Here is a 22,490-nt window from a genome sequence, read left to right on the forward strand (position 1 = left end):
GCGTCTTTTTTGTTATTCCATCATATGTGCAATTTTCTTAGAGAACATAAGAAGTACTAATCCCAGTACGATTACGATAATACCGATGCTTGCGAATACTTCTAAATATCCTAAAGATTGAGTGAAAGCAGCTAATTGTCCTGCTAAGAAGTTTGCACATCCAGTACCAGCTAACCATACACCCATTAATAATGATGCTAATTTAACAGGAGCGATTGCACTAACCATAGATAATCCGATTGGTGATAAGAATAATTCACCGATTGTATGGAACATGTAAGTGAATACAATGAATAGTAAGTTTGCCTTCATTGTAATGTTACCTTCATCGCTACCAGTTTTTAGAACAGCTAAAGTTAAAACTAAGTACCCGATTCCTAGTAAAATCATACCGAAAGCCATTTTTGTAGGGATTTTTAAATCACCATTTTTTGTTTTTGAAAGTTTAATCCATAAAGCTGAAACAGGTAATGCTAGTAAGATAATGAATAGTGGGTTTACAGATTGGAACCAAGGTGTTGGAATTGTAAATCCACCAATTGTACGATCTACGAACTTATCTGTGTAAAGTGTTAAAGAACTACCAGCTTGTTCAAAGCCTGCCCAGAAGAATACAACGAAACAAGTTAAAATTAAAATTGCAGCTGTACGTTTTTTCTCTTGTGATGTTAAAGGTTTTTTCTCAATTACTTTTGCAGTCTTTTCTTTAGACTTTTTACCTACAACAGTTGTACCAATTGTTCCTAAGTAACGAGGTGCTAAGAAATTAAAAGCAACCTGTCCAATGATCATACCGATACAAGCTGTTAGGAATCCATATTTGTAATCTGTGAAGTAACCGCAAATGAATGGAGCGATAAGAGCTCCTAAGTTAATTCCCATGTAGAAGATAGTGAAGGCACTATCACGACGAGAATCGTTGTCGCTATATAATTGACCTAGTAAAGTCGAAATATTTGGTTTGAAGAATCCATTACCAATAACTAATAAGCCTAATCCTAAAAATAGTCCAGTTTTCGTATTCATTGAAAATAGTACGAAGTTACCAATAGCCATAATGATACCGCCAATAGTAATGGCATGTCGTTTCGTAATGAAATGGTCAGTTAACCAACCGCCGAGAATCGGTGTGAAGTATACTAACATTGTGAAAATACCGTAAATTTGAACGGCAACTGCTTTATCAAATCCTAAACCGCCACTTACTAAGCTCGTTGTTAAATAAAGAACTAATAAGCCACGCATTCCGTAATAACTAAATCTTTCCCATGCTTCTGTAAAGAACAACAAGTATAACCCTGGTGGATGTTTTTTTGGTGATTGTTGCTCTCCAGCTTTGTCTAATTTTAAAGCTGCATCCATTTTTGTTTCCCCCTAATCCTGTATAACGGATATTTATGTAATCATTTTAATTTACAAAATATTTAGAAGTCAATAGAATTATATGGAAATAGAAAGAAAATTTCTAAAAAAGTTCTATTTTTCTTCGACCGTTACTGTATTTTGCCCTGAAAACGAGATGATAAGCGTTTTCAAATGTAATAATTGAATTCTAAAAGAAAATAAAATAGTGATTAATCAGAAAATTTAGATTACAACATCTATTCTGATATAGAGAAAATATATTCTATTTACTTTTATAATATAACATATTGGGAATAAAAATACAAAATGAAATAATGTGACACTTCAGTGAAATGAAAAAACCAGCTCCATCAAAGAGAGAGCTGGTTAGAATAAAATTATTTAACAAAGCGTTTTTCGATATCATCTAATAGTAGGTTAGCAGCCATTACACCACCAGCTGTATTCCAAATAACGTCATCAACTTTGTATGCTTTACCATTTTTCACTGCATTTAAATTTTTAAATAGCGGATCATTGATATATTCTTTTTCTAATTCAGAGCCTTTTTTCTCATTTCCTTTATCGAATGTGAAGTAGAATAATACGTCGCCATCCATTGCAGAAATACGTTCTTTAGATACGTTACGCTCTGCAAAGTCGTCTTTATTTTGATCGCCAGGGCGTTTAAATCCAAGCTCTTTTAAAATAACACCAGAGAATGTATCACCATGATAAATACGAACATCACCAGGCATGAAACGAACCATAGAGATTTCTTGATTTACTTTATCACCAAGTTTGCCTTTTAAATCTTTCATACGTGATTCGTAATCAGCTACAACTTTTTGACCTTCTTTTTCTTTATTTAATGCTTTTGCATAAAATTTGAAGTTATCTTTCCATTCACCACGTAATGTTTCAGAGAATACAGTAGGTGCAATTGCTTTTAGTTGTTCGTACACTTTTTCGTGGCGCATTTTGTTACCGATAATTAAGTCTGGTTTTAAAGAAGCAATTGTTTCAACGTTAACTTGTCCTTCATCACCAACAACTTTTACATCTTTCATTTTATCCTTAATATGTGGATACCATGGGTCACCAGTCCAAGACTTTACAGCACCAACTGGTTTCACACCTAATTCAAGTAAAGCTTCAGTTCCTTCATTTGTTAAGATAACTACACGTTTTGGATTAGCAGGAACTTCTGTTTTACCCATTGCATGTTCTACAGTAACCACTTCTTTTTTATTATCTTCTTTTGTAGATTCTTCTTTGTTATTTGATTTTCCACAAGCGCTTAAAAGCATTGAAAATGCTAGTAAAAATACAAATACTGTAAACGATTTCTTCCGCATGAAATTCATTATGTACCCCCTACATGTTGAGAATATTTTTCAATAGCAAGCATGATATTAAGCCTTTATCTTTTGATTGTCAATACATATGGTTGAAAATAATTCTCATTTCCGTTGACAATAAGAATTAAGTTGAAATACACTTACAACGTATCATTATACATTGAAGGGGAAACGCTGCATGTTATTAAAAACAAATCAAGCAAAATGGATTGGATTATTTGTTGGAATCATTGCAGTCGTTATTTGTATTTGGGGAAGTATTATTTTCGGATATACAAATACGAGCTGGAAATTAGCGCTAGATGCTTTTTTCCATTTTAATGGTTCTAATGAACATATTATTATTCAAAATGTGCGCCTTCCAAGGGCACTTATAGCAGCAAGTGTTGGTGCTAGTTTAGCCATCGCGGGTTGTCTTATGCAAACTTTAACTAAGAATCCACTTGCTTCTCCAGATTTTATTGGATTAAATTCAGGTGCTGCGTTCTTCATAGTTGTAGCAATTGTAATCTTTTCAGTAACATCATTATCAGCTTTCACATGGATTGCCTTTTTAGGAGCGGCGGTTGCCGCTGTACTTGTATTTGCTTCTAGTTCTTTAGGAAAAGAAGGGACTACTCCTCTGAAGTTAACGTTAGCAGGGGTCGCAATTAGTGCGTTATTTTCATCATTAACACAAGGATTACTTGTGTTAAATGAAAAAGCACTTGAAGAGGTATTATTTTGGCTTGCTGGATCTGTGCAAGGGAGAAAGTTAGAAATTTTACAATCTGTATTCCCATATTTATTAATAGGATGGATTGCATCTCTTATGATGGCAGGGAAAGTAAATACATTGATGATGGGAGAAGACGTCGCGAAAGGACTTGGACAACGAACAATTTTAATGAAATCATTCGTGTTACTTATTATTGTACTATTGTCTGGTGGTTCAGTTGCGGTTGCTGGTCCAATTGGATTTATTGGAATTATTACTCCGCATTTTGCTAGATTTCTTGTTGGAGTTGACCACAGATGGAGAGTACCTTATAGCGGATTGTTAGGTGCAATACTACTAATATTGGCTGATATAGCAGCAAGATATGTCATTATGCCACAAGAAGTACCAGTAGGAGTTATGACAGCATTTATTGGAGCACCGTTCTTTATTTATATTGCACGTAAGAGAGGGCTTAGCAAATGAAGAAATATATTCCGTTTCGTATAGGAAAAGGCGAGCTCTCGTTTTTAATGTATAAACGAGCTTGTCTCGTCTTGTTAAGTTTACTAGTTGTTTTAATAGGATTATTCTTTGCGAGCGCAGGTATGGGAGACATGAAAATTGCTCCTTATGACGTATGGCAAGCAATTACCGGAAATGGCGATGCAATGTCAAATATGGTTGTAAATAAGTTTCGTATGCCGCGTATTTTAATTGCTATCCTCGTAGGAATTGCGCTTGCGGTAGCGGGCTGTATTTTACAAGGGCTCGTTCGAAATCCACTTGCTTCTCCTGATATCATCGGGATTACGGGCGGGGCAAGTGTCGCAGTTGTATTATTTCTAGCGCTATTTAGTGATAAAAATAATGCACTAACGGTAAGTATTCATTATATGCCGCTCGCAGCTTTTGCAGGAGCAACGATTGTAGCGGTTTTTGTATACTTATTTGCATGGAAAAATGATGGATTATCACCAATTAGTCTCGTTTTAATTGGTGTTGGATTTTGGGCATTAACGAAGGCGGCGACAACATTATTTATGTTGGTAGCACCAATTTATCAAGCGAGCCAAGCGAATGTATGGATTACGGGTACCGTTTACGGCTCTTCTTGGCAAAATGTTATGGTACTTGCGCCTTGGGTTCTCATTTTAACAGTAATATCATTTATCGCAGCTAGGCATTTAAATGCACAAGAGCTAGGGGATGATATAGCGGTAGGACTTGGGGTTCCTTTAACGAAGTCGCGTGTATTTATGTTATTACTTAGTACAGCTTTAATTGGTGGTGCGGTAGCTTTTGCCGGAGGGATTGGATTTGTCGGTTTAATGGCACCTCATATTTCACGAAGATTAGTTGGTTCTTTATACGGTGCATTACTCCCAGTTGCAGCTATTGTCGGTGCAATTCTAGTACTTGCTGCAGATTTAATAGGGCGTACAATTTTCACACCACTTGAAATTCCAGCAGGGGTATTTACATCAGCAATTGGTGCACCTTATTTCATTTATTTACTTTATAAAAGTCGGAATTCATAAAGGGAGATGAATATGCAAAAAGCATTGGAGACGAAACGCTTGACGTTGTCTTATGGTGAAACAATTATTATTGATGAGCTGAACTTAGAAATTCCAAAAGGAGAAATTACAATTTTTATCGGTTCTAACGGTTGCGGGAAATCAACTTTATTACGTTCACTAGCTAGATTATTAAAGCCAACAAATGGTGATATTTTGTTAGATAATCAAGCAATTCAAAGTATGCAAACGAAGCAAATTGCTCGTCAAATGGCGATTTTACCGCAAGGACCACAAGCACCAGAAGGACTTACAGTATTACAACTTGTAAAGCAAGGGCGCTATCCATATCAAACATGGCTGAAGCAATGGTCAGAAAAAGACGAGGAAATGGTACAGAAGGCACTTGCAGCAACAGGTATGACAGAATTTGCTGAGCGTGATGTGCATGCTCTTTCAGGTGGGCAGCGTCAACGTGCTTGGATCGCAATGACACTTGCACAAGATACAGATATCATTTTACTGGATGAGCCAACTACATACTTAGATATGACTCACCAAATTGAAGTGCTAGATTTATTATTCGAATTAAATGAAACAGAACAAAGAACAATTGTTATGGTATTACATGATCTGAATTTAGCATGCCGCTATGCAGATAACATTGTAGCAATTCAAGATAAACAAATATATGCACAAGGTAAACCTGAAGAAGTGGTAGATGAGAAACTAGTACGTGATGTATTCCGAATGGAGTGTCAAATTAGTACGGATCCGTTGTTTGGAACACCGCTTTGTATCCCTCACGGAAGAGGAAGACGTGTAGTTAAAGAAGTTGCTCAGGCAATGAGATAAAAAAACGATGAGTGAGTCATCGTTTTTTTTATTTGGTACAAGAAAATAACAGGAAGAGAGGAATACGTAAGCGACGTTTATACTCTTCTTCATCTTGAAAATAGGTTGGATTTGGTGTAGCTTCTTTTAATGATGTAATGGTAAATCCGGCTTGCTGTAATAATGTGAAATACTCTTCCGTTGTACGATGATATTTAATAACTTCTTGGTCAATCCATGGTTCAACCCGTTTGCCTAGTTTAAAATAATCATCGACGAGCCAACTCGTTCTTTTACCACTTGTTTGTAAGCTTTCAAATGAAGAAGTAATAACGGGATGTTGAACACTAAAGGTAAAGGTGCCATTTGTTTTTAAAGTTTGAAACACATTTTGAAAAATGATATCAAGATGTTCAATATAATGTAAGGCAAGTCTAGAGGTTACTAAATCAAAAGTGGAAGAGGGATAGGTATAATCTTTGAGGTTTAAAAAATGAACAGATCCATTTTTATTTTCTAGTTGTTTTTTAGCTTTTCCATACATAAGCTCGGAGCCTTCAATGCCGGTGTAAGAGTAGCATCCCTTCTCTAATAATTCCGCACCAAACTTAGCATCACCACAGCCTAAATCGAGAATTTGTTTTCCTTGCACATGACCAATGAGCTGAAAGAATACTGGTTTTTCAATGGATTCATTTGGGCTATTTTCTCGGTATCTTCGTTTCATATATTGTTCGAAAAATGCTGTGTTATTGTATACATCAGATTCTGTAAATGCCATGTTTGAAGCCTCCCTAAATATTTTTTTAATTCTATCAAATATGAAAAGTAAATGATAGATTTATTGTAATGAATCATATATAATCCAGAATTGTAAGCGGTTACTTTAAACTATTTTTCTATAATAAATTCTGAAAACGTGTTAAGCTAGTAGAGGGATTATTAGAACTATTAAGACAATAATCCGCTTACATGAACGATGGGAGGCTTCACAATGTCTAGTAAAACACTTGCGAAATTTTTAGAAGAAAATTTAGAGGATTTAAAATCAAAGGGGCTTTATAACGTAATTGATCCGCTTGAGAGTTCGAATGGACCAATCATTACAATTGGCGGAAAAGAATATATTAACTTATCTTCAAACAACTATCTTGGATTAGCAACAGATAGCCGTTTGCAAGAAGCAGCAATTGGTGCTATTCATAAGTACGGTGTTGGAGCAGGGGCTGTTCGTACAATTAACGGTACTTTAGATTTGCATATTAAGTTAGAAGAAACAATTGCAAAGTTTAAACATACAGAAGCAGCGATTGCTTATCAATCAGGATTTAACTGTAATATGGCAGCGATTTCAGCTGTTATGGATAAAAATGATGCGATTCTTTCAGACGAATTAAATCATGCATCTATTATTGACGGTAGTCGTCTATCAAAAGCAAAAATTATTGTTTATAAACATTCTGATATGGAAGATTTACGCCAAAAAGCAATCGCGGCGAAAGAATCAGGTCTTTATAATAAATTAATGGTAATTACAGACGGTGTTTTCTCAATGGATGGAGATGTTGCAAAACTACCAGAAATTGTTGAGATTGCAGAAGAGTTAGATTTAATGACATACGTAGATGATGCACACGGTTCAGGTGTACTTGGAAAAGGTGCAGGAACTGTAAAGCACTTCGGTCTTTCTGATAAAGTTGATTTCCAAATTGGTACATTATCAAAAGCAATTGGGGTAATTGGTGGATATGTAGCAGGGAAACAAAACTTAATTGACTGGTTAAAAGTTCGTTCACGTCCATTCTTATTCTCTACAGCATTAACACCAGCTGATGCGGCAGCTTGCATGAGATCAATTGAAATCTTAATGGAAAGCACAGAGTTACATGATCGTCTATGGGAAAATGGTCGCTATTTAAAACAAGGGTTAAAAGAACTTGGCTTTAACATTGGGGAAAGTGAAACGCCAATTACACCTTGTATTATTGGGGACGAAGTATTAACACAAGAATTTAGTAAACGTCTAAATGAAGAAGGCGTATACGCAAAATCTATCGTGTTCCCAACTGTAGCAAAAGGAACAGGTCGTGTTCGTAATATGCCTACAGCAGCTCATACGAAAGAAATGTTAGATGAAGCAATTCGTAAGTATGAAAAAGTAGGGAAAGAAATGGGCATCATTTAAGTAACGACATCTTTTGAATAGCTTGCAAATGAGGAGTGGGGAAAATGAAAAAAATTCTAGTAACCGGTTCTTTAGGGCAAATTGGTTCTGAACTAGTAATGAAACTTCGTGATGTATACGGCGCATCAAATGTTATTGCAACAGATATTCGTGAAACAGACAGTGAAGTAGTAACGTCTGGTCCATTTGAAACGTTAGATGTAACAGATGGACAAAAACTACATGATATCGCAAAGCGTAATGAAGTAGATACAATTATTCATTTAGCAGCTTTACTTTCAGCAACAGCAGAAAAAAATCCGTTATTTGCATGGAATTTAAATATGGGTGGACTTGTAAATGCTCTAGAAGCAGCTCGTGAATTAAACTGTAAGTTCTTCACGCCAAGTTCTATCGGTGCATTCGGTCCATCGACGCCAAAAGATAATACACCGCAAGATACAATTCAGCGTCCTACTACGATGTATGGGGTAAACAAAGTAGCAGGAGAATTACTATGTGATTATTATCATCAAAAATTTGGCGTAGATACGCGCGGTGTCCGTTTCCCAGGTTTAATTTCTTACGTAGCTCCTCCAGGAGGCGGAACAACTGATTATGCAGTTGAAATTTATTATGAGGCGATTAAAAAAGGTGCATACACCTCATACATTGCTGAAGGAACGTACATGGACATGATGTATATGCCTGATGCTTTACAAGCGATCATTTCATTAATGGAAGCTGATCCAAGTAAGCTAGTGCATAGAAATGCATTTAACATTACAGCAATGAGCTTCGAGCCAGAGCAAATTGCAGCGTCAATTCGTAAACACATTCCGACGTTTACAATGGATTATGCAGTAGATCCAGCTCGTCAAACAATCGCTGATAGCTGGCCAAACTCTATTGATGCAACAGCAGCAATGAAAGAGTGGGGCTTCAAAGCAGAATACGATTTAGATAAAATGACAACTGACATGCTGGCTAAGTTAAAAAAAAAGCTCACAGCTGAGTTAGTGATGAATTAATAGGAAGAGTCGATTCTTAGGAATCGACTCTTCATCATTTTTGGAGGGAGAGAAGCCTTATGCAGAGAGTTGATGTCGTATATGCACTAATACATGACGAAGAAACAGATAAAATATTAATGGTACATAATGTAGAACAAAACGTTTGGTCATTGCCAGGCGGGGCTGTGGAAAAAGGTGAAATATTAGAGGAAGCACTAATAAGAGAAGTGAAAGAAGAGACAGGTTTAACTGCTGCGTTAGCTGGACTTGTTGCGATTAATGAAAAATTCTTTGAAGAATCAGGGAATCATGCGCTATTTTTTACATTCCGAGTGAATGTAGTAAAAGGTGAACTTATTGCGGAAGATGAAGGTGAAATTTCTGCAATAGAGTGGGTGGATCGAACAATTGCGAATGAGCGCTTCTCATACTATGACGGAGGATTTGAATCTTTGTTAGAAGTAGCCATTCCATACAAGTTTCAACCAGAAACAAAGTAATTGAACGAAAAAACAGGAGCCACAAGGCTCCTATTTTCTATTCAATCGTCTTCAGTAATAATTTTTTCAATAGTGGTTTAATCTTTAGACGTAAATCTTCAGCGTGATTTGCAACTAAGAAGTGATGGTTATAAATGTTTTTCATCAATTGATAAGTTGCTTCTTTCGCTTCGCCTTCTTCGATGAAGATACCGATTACTTCCATACCACTTTTACGCGCGAGTTTAACAGCTTCATGCGTATCTAAAATTCCGTCTTGTTGATAGTCTAGCGCAGAAGGCTCACCGTCTGTGAAGACTAGTAAGAATTTATGTTTCTCAGGTCTTTTGGCAAGCTTTTCAGAAACGATACGAATAATATATCCGTCGCGGTTATCTTCTTCTTCACGAAGTTGCATAATTTCTGGACCAACGTTTGGTAACGTTGAGTTTTTATAATTTACAACTTCATGGATAACGTTCGGCTTATCTTCAGGTTTAGCGCTAGAGGCATCTTCCCAAAATCCGCTAATAGCGTGCGGGATTTTTAAAGATTTTAAAGCTTCATGGAATAGTACAACACTCTTCTTCGTTTCTTCCATTTTGTTATACATAGAACCAGAACAGTCAACTAACAGTTGGAATGCAACATCGAGTTCTTGTGACTCTTGTCCTTTTTTATAAAACATCCGTGGTTGTTTTTCGGTATAAATACGAAGGAATTTCTTACGAAGTCTTCCGTAATATTTATCACTATTCGCATTCGTTTTATTTTCAATCGTTTTTTCGATAATTTTCTTTAATTCTTTTACATCTTTATTGACGACTGATTTGATAGCTTGGTAATCTTTTTTCTCATCAATATTTACTTTGCGAGCTTCTTTAAATGTATGAGAAGCACCTACATTATACTTCCCATATGCACCGTCGTGCTGGCTAGAAGCGTGTGAAGCCCTTGCTTCTTCTGTATCAGCGCCATCAAAGTTGGATTGTGTACTTTTTTGAGAAGTACCTTGTACAGAACCAAGTGCTTGGTCGCCATCTTCTGATTCACGAGCAGTATCGCCCATCATGTTTGTTTTTGTTCCGCTTTCTAATTCAAAGCGTAAAAAGTTCTCGTTTTCGTTATTTTTATTTTCACGATGCCATGTGGAGAAACTCTCATCCATTTTGTTTTTATTTTCATCGTCATCTATAAGCTGCGTATCATCATTTGCTAAATCTTCGACGCGACAGTTCTTTTCGTCTGCAAGAACAGATAAGTAAAGTGGAGCATGTCCGAAATAGTTGTTAAGCATATCACTTTCAAGAAGCGCCTCTAAGCGATAGCGAATTTTCTCAACGATATACATAATATCTTCTGTATTACGTGCTTGGAATGTTTCATGTAAAATCGCTTCAATTTGCTCAAAATATTCATTATTAAACATTTCATATTTATCGCTCGTTAATGAAAGATAGCATAGGCAAAATAGACGATCACCGTGATAATTACGAACGCGGTTTATTTCATTTTGAGAGCCGAAATAATTGCGGTACATTTCTTTTCGGCGTTTAAAAATATGTTTCGTGCCAGGACGTAAGTTCTTTACGATTTCCTCAACGCGTAAATCTTCTAATAGAACAAATAATTGTGTTAAAAACTTTTTTAGGGGCGATTCTTGCAATTCAATCGCATACGAACGAATTAAAGTCATGTCCGAGTAATGTTTATTACCAAGTGCTTTTAAGAACACTTCGCTTTTTAATCCGATTACTGTATCTTCTTCTTGTCGATCATCCCAAAAGTGACTAATGACAACTTTCTTTTCAATTTCGTCGTAGTATGCTTTATAGCCATATTCAAGATAGGCATCGTCTTCTTTTAGAAGGGCATACATTAAATTTTCCATTTGTAGAAACAGCGACGCATCAATTTTTTTGTCACTAAAAATTTGTCTCATAAATTATCCCTCAAAGAAATAACTTTCTGCTAATTCACGGACAGTCATTTGTTCTGTTTCATCATTAAGTTTTGCAATTATGCTTCGTTCAATAGCGCGCATAACAGGAATATATACACCTAAATCACATGCGTCGATAATACCACGAATACTTGCTGCTTCTTCACTTACACGTCCGTCGCGAGCTAAAGGCATAAGGTCGCTTGCAAATGCAACAAACTTTTCAATTGTTGCAACATCATTTAATTTTGATTCTGCTAATAATAGTTCTTTTAATGTGTCACCTTGAATGTAAGGAACTTCAATAATAACGAAACGGTTTTTTAATGCTTCATTTAGTTCACTTGTTCCAACGTAACCTTCGTTAATCGCAGCAATTACACGGTATTCGTCATCACCGTATACAACCTCTTGTGTAAATGGGTTTGTGATCATTTTACGGTAATCTAATGCGCCGTGAAGTAGCGGTAAAGTTTCAGGTTTTGCCATATTGATTTCGTCAATATATAGGAAGTGACCGTTCTTCATTGCTTTCATAAGAGGACCGTTAACAAATGAAACTTCAGATGCACCATCTTTCGTTTGTAGTGTGTTGTATCCTAAAATACCTTCTACATCTAAGTCGACAGAGCAGTTAATGCTATGCATTGGTTTTTGGAATAAAGAAGAAAGAGTTTCCGCTAGTACTGTTTTACCACTACCAGTCGGTCCTTTTAATAGAATGTTCTTGCCAAGAAGAAGTGCTGTAATCGCATCTTCAATAATGCTATTATCAGACGCTTTATATATTTTCGTTCCGATTAAATGTGCATTTTCACCAGCTTCTTGTTTATTCTTTTCATGAATCGTAGAAAGCTGTTGTTTTAAATCAGAATGTATATGAAATTGTTCTAACATGTATTTCCCACCTAACATTATTTTCATAAAGTAATACATCTTATGATAACTTGTTTTAATATGGTATGCAAAGAAAAGGAAGGAGGATAAAGGGAAAAGAAAAAGCAATCAAGATGAAGTTGATTGCTTACAGTAAAGGAGAAATGAGCCTCATGAAAGACTCCAATATGCGTTTTTTTATACTTCTTTTTTGGAAAGAGTTCCATTTAATTTCAGTTGAATGTTTAAAGTCTTCTTCAAAATCACGTTTAATATCGTGAACTGTTTTTGATTCATAAAGTACGCTAATAATTTCGTAATTCAATTCAAAGCTACGTACATCCATGTTTGCTGTTCCAATCGTTGCAATTGTATCATCAACGAGTACAATTTTTGCATGCATAAAACCATCTTTATAACTGTAAATAGAAGCACCAGCTTTTAAAAGCGGAGTGAAATAGGATTGAGATGCTTGATCACTAATGATGCTATCACTTTTACCTGGATATAAAATCCGTACATCTATTCCGGCAATTGCACTTAAGCGTAATAATGTTAAAGTTTCTTGATCTGGAATAAAGTAGGGTGTAGCAATCCAAATTGATTTTTTTGCAGAGCCCATAACAGCTAATAATGTATTACGAATACTTTTATCATCGGAGCTTGGTCCGCTGGCTACGATTTGAACAGCACCTTCTGCATTTGAAATCTCTTTACCTGGGAAGTATTGTCTATTCATGAATTGATCCCAGGAATAAGTATTTAAACCACTAGAGGCATAGAGCCAGTCTTCTAGAAAGATTGCTTGTAATTTATATAATGCTTTTCCTTCTATTTTTAAATGACTATCACGCCAAACAGGAAATTTCTTTGAACGACCAAGATATTCATCACCGACATTGAGTCCTCCGGTAAAACCAATTTCTCCATCTACAATAACAATTTTTCGATGGTTACGATAATTGACAGTTTCAAGTAACCAAGCTGAAAAAATAGGGTCAAATTCTACAATTTCAATCCCAGCTTCTTTCATAGGTTGTAAAAATCGTCTTCTTAACGTATTACTTCCAAGGCCATCATAAAGGAAGCGTACAATAACACCATCTTTTGCTTTTTGTATTAAAGCATCTCGAACTTTTGTACCAATTTCATCAGATTTATAAATGTAGTATTGAATATGTATATGATGTTTTGCCTGCTCTATAGCTCGCAAAATTTCTGAAAATGTTTGATCTCCGTTTGTTAAAAGTTTTGTAGTTGTTTTATCTGCGACAGGACCGCCCCCAAATTTTTGTATGACTTCTGTTAAATGTAAGGAACGTTCATTTAGTGGGACTGTGAGTAATAACTCTAGTCTTCTTCCTTCTAATATTTCACGGAATAATTTTCTTTGTTCTTCTGAACGATGGAGATGTTTTTTTCTTCTCCAGCGGCTGCGTCCGAAAATAGCGTATAAAAGCACACCTATAATAGGAAGAAGTGCTAATACTAAAAACCATGCTAATGTACTTTGTGGAGATCTATTTTCTATAAAAATAACGAATGAAATTCCTACGATTGTGATGGACCATAGAGCACCGACAAATGTATATAACGAGATATACGATGTATTTAATAGGAACAGAACGATAGATACAATTGTAAATATTAATAGTAATTGAACGATAGGCTTCTTCATTTCTATATAATTCCCCTAATCTTTTTTCAATATAGACTTCTTAAATAGAAGATGTAATATGACATCTTTATTATAAGGTGTTTTGCTTTTTTTACAAAATATAGACATTTCACCTATACTTTCCGCATTTGTCCTACATACAGTGTACTATCCCATTTTTTATCTCACTCTTAACGCATATGAAAATGAAAAAATCGAAAAGGAGCGGAGAAACATGAATTATATAGAAAATAATGGATTGTACTATCGGAATCATCATGGAGGACACAATCATAACGGCGGACATCATCACCATGGAGGACACAATCACTATGATCACCATCATCATCACGGAGGCGGATGGGGCTGGGGTGGTGGTAGTTCATGGGGAGGCGGATTTTTCCCTGGAAGCTTTGCAGGAGGAGTGTTAGGCGGACTGACAGCGGGTGCATTAACAGGTGCAACAAGTGGAGGATATTATCCGGCTCCATATCCAGTAGCTTATCCATCACCATACCCTGTAACGTATCCAATGCCATACCCAGGTTATCAGCAAATACCATATTCGTATTAAACTAAAAAAGAGGCTATCCTCTTTTTTAGTTTAATACGGTATTTATTTATAAAATACTTCCAAAATTAAGGTGAAAATATGTTAATATTTTGTTATTGTAATTCAAAAACATATACATTGATGTAGAGTTTTATATTATTATTCGTGAATAGTTATGTAGTATGTTCTAATTTCTATTTCGTTATTAAAAACAAAGAGATCAGATGTGAGTGGTATTAGTTGGAAACAAGGCTTGCATAGAGCCACTTAAAGGGATTGCAGTATAATAAGGCGCGAAATAATTAGGGAGATGAGAAGCTACTAGTTATAATTGGAACGGTATAATATTGCTTTTTATTACAAATAATATTATGTTATTTTAATCGGTCTATTTAAAAAGATAATTTATGTAATGGGCTAGTATTAGAAAATGAAATATCTCTATTTCTATGAAGAGAAACAGGTTGTGTTTTAGTCAGATAGAAGCAAGGAGAGATGCGCATGCTAGAACAGAGAGGTCATGCATTATATGACTCTTCATTGCGAGATTTAAAGTTAGCATTAGATGAGTCTTCAATTGTTGCAATTACAGATCGAAAAGGTCTTATTACATATGTAAATGATAAATTTTGTGAAATCTCTAAATACAAAAGAGAAGAATTAATTGGAAAAGATCACCGTATTTTAAATTCAGGACATCATCCAAAAACCTTTTTTCAAGACTTATGGAAACGTATTTTGAATGGGAAAGTATGGACAGGTGAGATTCGGAATCGAGCAAAAGATGGTACATATTATTGGGTCAAAACAACAATTGTTCCATTTTTAAATGAAAAAGGAGAGCCATACCAGTTTATCGCAATTCGAAATGATATTAGTAGTAGAAAAGAAGCGGAACATAGACTACGGCTAAGTGAAAGTCGTTATAGGGAACTTGCCTATCACGATGCTTTAACGAGTTTGCCTAACCGTTTACAATTAATAACGACCGTTAATAAATTGATTGCAGATAAAAAAGAATTTGGTATGATTTACTTTGATTTGGACCGTTTTAAATTAGTAAATGATACGTTAGGTCATATGATAGGAGATTTACTTTTAAGCGAAGTTGCTTCAAGGTTGCATTATGTACTAGGAGAGAAAGATGTTCTGGCTAGGCTAGGTGGCGACGAATTTGTGCTGTTAACAAAAAATCATAGACAAGATGATATGAGTCAGTTAGCGACATCTGTGTTGTCATGTTTCCAGGCACCATTTATGCTTGAAGGCCATGAAGTATACATTTCAGCTAGTCTAGGACTTTGTTCTTATCCACAAGACGGACAAGATGTGGAAACTTTATTGAAAAACTCTGACTTAGCTATGTATAGTGCAAAAGAACAGGGGAGAAACGCTGCATGTTTCTTTACAGATGAGCTACGCGCGAAAATAAATCGTAGAATGAAAGTTGAGTTTGCTTTGCAAAAGGCAATTCGTGATGAAGAGTTAGATGTAGCATTGCAGCCTATTATTGATTTGAAAACGAAGAGATATTCTGGTATAGAAGCTCTAGTACGTTGTATGACAGAAGACGGACCTATTTCACCAAGCGAATTTATCCCTGTTGCTGAAGAGTCTGGACTTATTATAAAGCTAGGAGACTGGGTATTAGAAAAGTCATGCCGATTGTTTAAAACATTGCCAAATTACCAAGAAGGACTAAAGTTATCTGTGAATTTATCTATACAACAATTAATGCAGAAACGTTTTATTTTGTCTGTACGTAGCATTTTAAAGAGGACTGGTTTTCCTCCGAACCGTTTAATATTAGAAATAACGGAAAGTATTGCAGTTCGCCATTTTGATTATATTATTGCTACATTACAAGAATTAAGAAATATGGGTGTTTTAATTGCTTTGGATGATTTCGGAACTGGCTATTCTTCCTTATATTATTTAAAACAACTACCACTGGATATTGTAAAAATTGATCGTAATTTTATTCGTGAATTTCATTATGATCACGCACAACCAGAACGAACGATTGTAAAATCCGTTATTGAAATTGCTCATAGTTTAAATTTAGCAGTAGTTGCTGAAGGGGTAGAAACAGTAGAGCAAGAGAGTTTGTTACAATCAATGAGCTGTGATTATGTACAGGGATTTTATTATGCGAAACCTTTATCTGTAGGAGAGCTAAAAGAAAAGTTAATTACAGATTTTTAATAAAAAAGAGAAGCCAGCAGCTTCTCTTTATTTAATCCGTTTTTTGTGAGTCTTTCATTAGTACAGGATAAAGAATAAGACCTAATACGAACAATCCAATTCCTAAGAAGAACGTTTTTAAGTCAGCAGTTCCTGTTTTGATAACCCAAATTGAGTATACAAAAGCTAATGTAGTGATGATCCCGTCCTTTATTCGAGAACCAGGCATTATATCATACGTTTCTCCTGTAATAACCAGTTTGAATTGGTACAGAGTAGAAACAAGGTATGGAATTAAATAGGCTAATGTTGCTACGACGATAGCGAAACTATACGCTTCTGAAACAGTACCAGAAATCGTTGAAAATAAGAAGATTTGCGTCATTACATTTGTAATCAATAATGATTTTGAAGGACTACCTTTTTTATTTGTTTTCCCGAAAAACTTAGGGAAAAGTCCATTCTTTGCTGCCTGGTAAGGTACTTCTGAACTAACAACAATCCAGCCAACTGTAGATCCAAATAAAGATATAAGAGCGAGTAAAGCCATTATATATGCACCTTTATTTCCAATTGCTAAATTTAATGCGTCTACTAAAGGTTTTTGAGACTCTTTTAAAGCATCTTGCGGAAGAGCTCCCATTGTAAGTAAAGTAATTGACATGTAAATAAGAAGAGCGATAATTAATCCGAAAATCGTAGCTTTTTTTACATCGCGCTGTGATTTTGCACGATTAGAAAGCATAACTGCTGATTCAATACCGATAAATGCCCAGAGTGTTGCAATAGCAGCTGAATTGATTTGTCCACCTAATGAGATTGATTGTCCAGCTTCATTCATAAAGGTTTGACCATCTCCGAAATTAGAGGCGTTGAAAATGAATAATGTAATTACAATAAACATTGTAAATCCGATAATTTTTGCAATGGTAGCAAGTAGATTCATGTTTCCAGCTCGATCAATATTTTGAGAAAGAATATATTGAATTCCCCACAGCATAAGGCTACATACGAGGAAAGTTAACCCTTTTCCGAGTTCCAGTGAAAATCCATTTATTGAAAAAAGAATTTGCTTACTTTGTAAAACTGGAAAGAATGTTGATAAATATCCAGCAAAGGAAATAATAACAGATGCTGTTGCAGCCCAGTTAGCAGCCCAATATCCCCATGCCATACTATATCCTGCAACTTTACCAGCTTTTTTTGAAGGAAACATCGCTTGAGCATAGCTTTGTGGTCCAGCTTTTAATTCTGGTTTCCGAATCGCTAAATTTCCAAATACAAGTGCAATCATAAATACGCCAAGGCCTGTAATACTCCATGCGAGTGTAGAACCCATTGGCCCTGATACTTGTGCTAAATTTGCTGGAAGCATAAATACGCCACCGCCAACCATATTCCCGATAACAAATGCTGTTAAAACCCATAATCCCCATTTTTTCGTTTCCATTTTTGTTAACTCCTTTGTAGTAAGTTTTGCTTAAACATCATTTTTTACTAGCTTTTTGACAATAAAAAAAGAGCCATGTAGATAAAAAATACCTACATGGCTCTTTGCCTAACGTAGGTACAACGGGAATAACCCTTGTACCTACGCGTAATTTTTCCGCTAGGTTTCAAGGGTTACGTATGATGATGATGTTTTTGTGCAAATGTAACTACAGTTGTTGTATAAGTAAGCATAGTTCTTTGCTCCCTTTCTCCTCTGATTTTGAAGTTAGTATACTACATGTTTTTTTGAATGAAAAGAAAAATATAAAAATTTTTATAAAAATACGTTTTAAAGATTAAATATTTACCTATATTTTTCTTGTACTGGAAAATAAGTGAGAGATTGGCAGAAGAGTGAAGCATGTTATAATACATATAGAATTAGAAGGTGACAAGGGGCTATTGTAGATGATGAGTAAGTATGAACAAATTTATACAGAAATCAGTAAATCTATTGATAATAAACAATTAAAAGAGGGATGCAAAATCCCATCAGAAACAGAATTAATGAAGCAGTATGAGGCAAGCCGAGGAACGGTAAGAAAAGCGGTAGATTTACTGCAAGAGCGTGGATATGTGCAAAAAATTCATGGAAAAGGTGTTTTTGTTTTAAAGCGAAAGAATATTGAATTTAATTTTGGCGGTATTGTAAGTTTCCAAGAAGAAAATGAACGTTTAGGACGTCATTGTATTACAGAAGTTGTGGAAATGGGCAAAGAAAAAGCCACAAAAGAAATTGCGAAATTATTAAATGTAAAAGAAAAAACAGAGATTGACCATATTAAACGTGTACGAAATATTGATGGAGAAAAAGTAATTTTAGATATAAATCATTTTGTATCTGAGTTTATTCCAGGATTAACGAAAGAAATTGCAACAGCATCGATTTATAAATACATCGAGAAAGAGCTTGGGCTACACATTAGTTATTCGCAGAGGGTAATTGAAGTACAGCCATGTACAGAGGATGACAGAAAGTATTTAGATTTAAATGGAACAGACTATGTTGTCGTTGTGAAAAACTTTACACATTTGTATGATGGAAGTCAGTTTGAATATACAGAATCACGCCACCGTTTAGATATTTTTCACTTTTCGGATGTGGCACGCAGGAAGTAAAGAGGTGGAACAAAATATTGTTTCATCTCTTTTTTTATAAAAAAAACACAAACTCGTATATACGAGTGTTGACTAACTTATATATACGAGTTAATATGTAATTGTAAACGGTATCAAAAAAAGAAAAGAGGGACGGGAATATGGGGAAAGACTATCGTAAAACAGCAGAGGAAGTGTTGCAGTATATTGGTGGGAAAGACAATATTGAACAAGCTGCACATTGTGTGACGAGGCTCCGTATCGCTTTAAAAGATGAAAGTAAAATAGATAATGATAAATTACAGTCTGTTTCATTAGTGAAAGGAGCGTTTCATAACGCTGGTATATTTCAAGTTGTAATTGGTCCAGGGGATGTAGATCGTGTTTACGCTGAATTGATAACGCTTGCAGGTATGAAAGAATCGACTGTAGCTGACGTAAAAGACTCTGGAAATCAGAAGTTAAATCCAGCTCAAAAGTTTGTAAAAATATTTTCGGATGTATTTATGCCGATATTACCAGCGATCGTAACAGCTGGTTTACTAATGGGTATTAACAATTTATTAGGGGCAAAGGACTTATTTTTTGATGGGAAAAATTTATTAGATGTTTATCCGAACTTAGGCGGGCTTTGGGATTTAATTAATATGATGGCCAATACAGCATTCGTATTCTTACCAGCACTTGTCGGATGGTCAGCAACGAAGCGTTTTGGTGGTAGTCCAATACTAGGGATTGTTATGGGATTAATGCTTGTGCACCCGGCCTTATTAAACGCTTGGGACTATGGAAAAGCAGCGACTGGTTTAGAGGGTCAAAAGATTGAGTACTTCAACATTTTAGGACTGTTCCAAATTGAGAAGGTAGGATATCAAGGACAAATTTTACCTGTTTTAGTAGCAGCATTTGTATTAAGTAAAGTGGAAATTTTCTTAAAGAAACATGTACCAAATGCAATTCAATTATTAGTTGTACCAATTACAACAATCGTTGTGACAGGTGTGTTAGCATTAGGAATTATCGGTCCGGTTACACGTCATATTGGAGATTTATTAACAGTAGGATTAGTAGGTGTATATGAAACAGTACCAGTAGTTGGAGCAGTATTATTTGGAGCGTTATATGCACCGCTCGTAATTACAGGTATGCATCATATGTTTATTGCAATTGATTTACAATTGATTGCACAACATGGCGGTACATTTATTTGGCCGATGATCGCTCTTTCTAACATTGCGCAAGGTAGTGCGGCACTTGCGATGTTCTGGATTTCTAAAAATCAAAATGATAAAAGTATGGCATCAACATCAGCCATTTCAGCATACTTCGGTATTACAGAACCAGCGATGTTTGGTGTGAATTTACGAAATAAGTTCCCGTTCTATGCAGCGATTATAGGGTCTGCTGTGGCAGCGATATTCATTACATTAAATGGTGTATTAGCACCTGCTATCGGAATTGGCGGATTGCCAGCATTTATTTCTATCATTCCGAAATCGATTCCAATGTTTATTGTAGGAATGATTATTGCAGTTGTGATCCCATTTACTTTAACATGGTTATTTGCAAAAAGAGTCAAACAGAAGTAGGAGGAAGTTAAACATGAAGGATTGGCATAAAAGTGTAGTCTATCAAATTTATCCGAAGAGCTTTAATAGTTATTACAATAGAGAAACCGGGGATATAAAAGGTGTTACAGAGAAACTAGATTATTTAAAAGAACTCGGAGTGGATTATATATGGTTAACACCGATATACCAATCACCACAAAATGATAATGGATATGATGTAAGTGATTACTACAGCATTGATCCATCTTACGGAACGATGGAAGAGTTTGAAGAACTTTTAGCAGAAGCGAAAGTACGTAACATTGAGATTATGCTTGATATTGTTGTAAATCATAGTTCGACTGAACATAAGTGGTTTAAAGAAGCGAAGGAAGATAAAAATAGTCCATATCGTAATTACTATATTTGGCGTGATGAAAAAAATAATTGGCAGTCTAAGTTTGGTGGATCTGCTTGGAAATATGATGAGAAGACGGAGCAATATTATTTACATTTATTTGATGAAACACAAGCTGATTTAAATTGGGAAAATGAAAAACTTCGTGAAGAAGTATATGATATGATGCGTTTTTGGCTGGATAAAGGAGTAACAGGATTCCGATTAGATGTCATTAACTTAATTTCAAAAGACCAATGCTTCTTAAACGATGAAGGTAGTACTGCGACAAGTGATGGACGCAAGTATTATACAGATGGTCCGCGTGTTCATGAATATTTACAAGAGATGAACCGAAATGTTTTTGCAGGAAAAGATGTAATTACAGTTGGAGAAATGTCATCTACGACAATTGATAATTGTATTAAATATTCTAATCCTGAGCGTAATGAATTAAGCATGACGTTTAGTTTCCATCATTTAAAAGTAGATTATCCGAATGGTGATAAATGGACGAAAGCAGAGTTTGATTTTATTAAATTAAAAGAGATTATGTCTAACTGGCAAATTGAAATACAAAAAGGCGGAGGATGGAATGCGTTATTTTGGTGTAATCATGACCAGCCTCGCATCGTGTCACGCTTTGGTGATGATGGAAAGTACCGAAACGAATCTGCAAAAATGTTAGCGACAGCCATGCACATGCTGCAAGGAACGCCTTATATTTATCAAGGGGAAGAAATCGGTATGACGAATCCTAAATTTGAGTCCATCGAGCAATATCGTGATGTGGAATCGTTAAATATATACGATATAAAGCTAAAAGAAGGGCTATCAAAAGAAGAGATTATAGGGATTTTAAAGCAAAAATCTCGTGACAACTCGCGCACTCCAATGCAGTGGAATGAAGAGATGAACAGTGGTTTTACAACAAGTAAACCTTGGATTTCAGCGGCTGAAAACTTTAAAGAAATAAACGTAGAGAAGGCATTAGAAGATAAAGAGTCCGTATTTTATCATTATAAAAAGTTAATAGAACTTAGAAAAACGTATGATGTAATTACAGAAGGAGAATATGCTATTTTGGATAAAAATGATCCTAAAATTTGGGCATATACTCGTACTATAGGAAGTGAAGTACTACTTGTTATAAATAACTTCTATGGAGAAGAAATAACGTATTCTGTACCAGCGCACGTTCAATTAGATGGAATGAAACAAGAAGTACTACTATCGAATTATAAAGATGCTAGCAAGGATATTGCAAAACTTAACTTAAGACCATATGAATCAATTGTGTATCGATATACGAAATAAAAGGTTGTATGCC

The 22,490-nt window shown here is 35.3% G+C and carries 18 protein-coding genes; 11 read left to right on the plus strand and 7 right to left on the minus strand.

The annotated features are described in order from the left end of the window. Positions 1-12: 12 nt before the first annotated feature. On the minus strand, positions 13-1,362 hold the full coding sequence (locus ACUXVC_RS03135) for a peptide MFS transporter (protein WP_000338318.1): 1,350 nt from the start codon (positions 1,360-1,362) through the stop codon (positions 13-15). Positions 1,363-1,742: 380 nt separating this feature from the next. Next, on the minus strand, positions 1,743-2,711 hold the full coding sequence (locus tag ACUXVC_RS03140; RefSeq protein WP_001010277.1) for an ABC transporter substrate-binding protein: 969 nt from the start codon (positions 2,709-2,711) through the stop codon (positions 1,743-1,745). Between the two features lie 172 nt (positions 2,712-2,883). On the opposite strand from ACUXVC_RS03140, the gene ACUXVC_RS03145 reads away from it, so the two are divergent. Genes ACUXVC_RS03145 through ACUXVC_RS03155 form a run of 3 tightly spaced genes read left to right on the plus strand, consistent with a single transcriptional unit; the run spans position 2,884 to position 5,777 of the window. After that, entirely contained in the window at positions 2,884-3,888 is a 1,005-nt protein-coding gene (locus tag ACUXVC_RS03145; protein WP_000925211.1) for a FecCD family ABC transporter permease, read from the plus strand. Next, on the plus strand, positions 3,885-4,943 hold the full coding sequence (locus ACUXVC_RS03150) for a FecCD family ABC transporter permease (protein ID WP_446025915.1): 1,059 nt from the start codon (positions 3,885-3,887) through the stop codon (positions 4,941-4,943). The genes ACUXVC_RS03145 and ACUXVC_RS03150 overlap by 4 nt, the downstream gene beginning before the upstream one ends. Positions 4,944-4,955: 12 nt before the next feature. Then, entirely contained in the window at positions 4,956-5,777 is an 822-nt protein-coding gene (locus ACUXVC_RS03155; RefSeq protein WP_001167953.1) for an ABC transporter ATP-binding protein, read from the plus strand. Positions 5,778-5,805: 28 nt separating this feature from the next. On the opposite strand, the gene ACUXVC_RS03160 is transcribed toward ACUXVC_RS03155, so the two are convergent. After that, entirely contained in the window at positions 5,806-6,537 is a 732-nt protein-coding gene (locus ACUXVC_RS03160) for a class I SAM-dependent DNA methyltransferase (RefSeq protein WP_000885974.1), read from the minus strand. 213 nt (positions 6,538-6,750) lie between these two features. Between ACUXVC_RS03160 and ACUXVC_RS03165 the strand changes: the two genes are divergently transcribed. The 3 genes from ACUXVC_RS03165 to ACUXVC_RS03175 are packed head-to-tail and all read left to right on the plus strand — an operon-like array spanning position 6,751 to position 9,433. Continuing rightward, the gene (locus ACUXVC_RS03165; RefSeq protein WP_000095906.1) at positions 6,751-7,941 is read left to right on the plus strand and encodes a glycine C-acetyltransferase; all 1,191 of its coding nucleotides are present in this window, start codon (positions 6,751-6,753) and stop codon (positions 7,939-7,941) included. A 44-nt stretch (positions 7,942-7,985) separates the two neighbouring features. Continuing rightward, positions 7,986-8,951 carry an L-threonine 3-dehydrogenase gene (locus ACUXVC_RS03170; protein ID WP_000723125.1) on the plus strand — a complete coding sequence of 322 codons (966 nt, stop codon included), beginning with the start codon at positions 7,986-7,988 and terminating at the stop codon, positions 8,949-8,951. A gap of 59 nt (positions 8,952-9,010) precedes the next feature. Beyond that, the gene (locus ACUXVC_RS03175; protein WP_095691423.1) at positions 9,011-9,433 is read left to right on the plus strand and encodes an NUDIX hydrolase; all 423 of its coding nucleotides are present in this window, start codon (positions 9,011-9,013) and stop codon (positions 9,431-9,433) included. Positions 9,434-9,470: 37 nt separating this feature from the next. Here the strand turns inward: ACUXVC_RS03175 and ACUXVC_RS03180 are convergent, their stop codons facing one another. The 3 genes from ACUXVC_RS03180 to ACUXVC_RS03190 form a co-directional block, all read right to left on the minus strand. Then, the gene (locus ACUXVC_RS03180; RefSeq protein ID WP_144465678.1) at positions 9,471-11,354 is read right to left on the minus strand and encodes a vWA domain-containing protein; all 1,884 of its coding nucleotides are present in this window, start codon (positions 11,352-11,354) and stop codon (positions 9,471-9,473) included. Positions 11,355-11,357: 3 nt separating this feature from the next. After that, positions 11,358-12,251, minus strand: a complete 894-nt coding sequence (locus ACUXVC_RS03185) for an ATP-binding protein (protein ID WP_000892988.1) — start codon at positions 12,249-12,251, stop codon at positions 11,358-11,360. Between the two features lie 127 nt (positions 12,252-12,378). After that, positions 12,379-13,908 carry a cardiolipin synthase gene (locus ACUXVC_RS03190; RefSeq protein WP_098976319.1) on the minus strand — a complete coding sequence of 510 codons (1,530 nt, stop codon included), beginning with the start codon at positions 13,906-13,908 and terminating at the stop codon, positions 12,379-12,381. A 214-nt stretch (positions 13,909-14,122) separates the two neighbouring features. On the opposite strand from ACUXVC_RS03190, the gene ACUXVC_RS03195 reads away from it, so the two are divergent. Both ACUXVC_RS03195 and ACUXVC_RS03200 read left to right on the plus strand, forming a co-directional pair. Continuing rightward, entirely contained in the window at positions 14,123-14,461 is a 339-nt protein-coding gene (locus tag ACUXVC_RS03195; protein WP_001106382.1) for a hypothetical protein, read from the plus strand. Between the two features lie 480 nt (positions 14,462-14,941). Then, entirely contained in the window at positions 14,942-16,645 is a 1,704-nt protein-coding gene (locus ACUXVC_RS03200) for a putative bifunctional diguanylate cyclase/phosphodiesterase (RefSeq protein ID WP_000893346.1), read from the plus strand. Between the two features lie 31 nt (positions 16,646-16,676). Here ACUXVC_RS03200 and ACUXVC_RS03205 read toward each other — a convergent pair whose 3' ends face one another. Beyond that, positions 16,677-18,074, minus strand: coding sequence for an amino acid permease (locus tag ACUXVC_RS03205; RefSeq protein WP_000448446.1), 1,398 nt, complete (start codon positions 18,072-18,074; stop codon positions 16,677-16,679). A 449-nt stretch (positions 18,075-18,523) separates the two neighbouring features. Here ACUXVC_RS03205 and treR point away from each other — a divergent pair, with 449 nt between their 5' ends. From treR to treC, 3 genes are all read left to right on the plus strand, one after another. Continuing rightward, positions 18,524-19,234 carry a trehalose operon repressor gene (treR, locus tag ACUXVC_RS03210; RefSeq protein WP_053565260.1) on the plus strand — a complete coding sequence of 237 codons (711 nt, stop codon included), beginning with the start codon at positions 18,524-18,526 and terminating at the stop codon, positions 19,232-19,234. Positions 19,235-19,374: 140 nt separating this feature from the next. Continuing rightward, on the plus strand, positions 19,375-20,802 hold the full coding sequence (gene treP / locus ACUXVC_RS03215) for a PTS system trehalose-specific EIIBC component (RefSeq protein WP_000513942.1): 1,428 nt from the start codon (positions 19,375-19,377) through the stop codon (positions 20,800-20,802). 13 nt (positions 20,803-20,815) lie between these two features. Continuing rightward, entirely contained in the window at positions 20,816-22,477 is a 1,662-nt protein-coding gene (gene treC / locus ACUXVC_RS03220) for an alpha,alpha-phosphotrehalase (RefSeq protein ID WP_144465677.1), read from the plus strand. Positions 22,478-22,490 lie beyond the last annotated feature (13 nt).

It is taken from the genome of Bacillus sp. N6 (genome assembly GCF_052805735.1).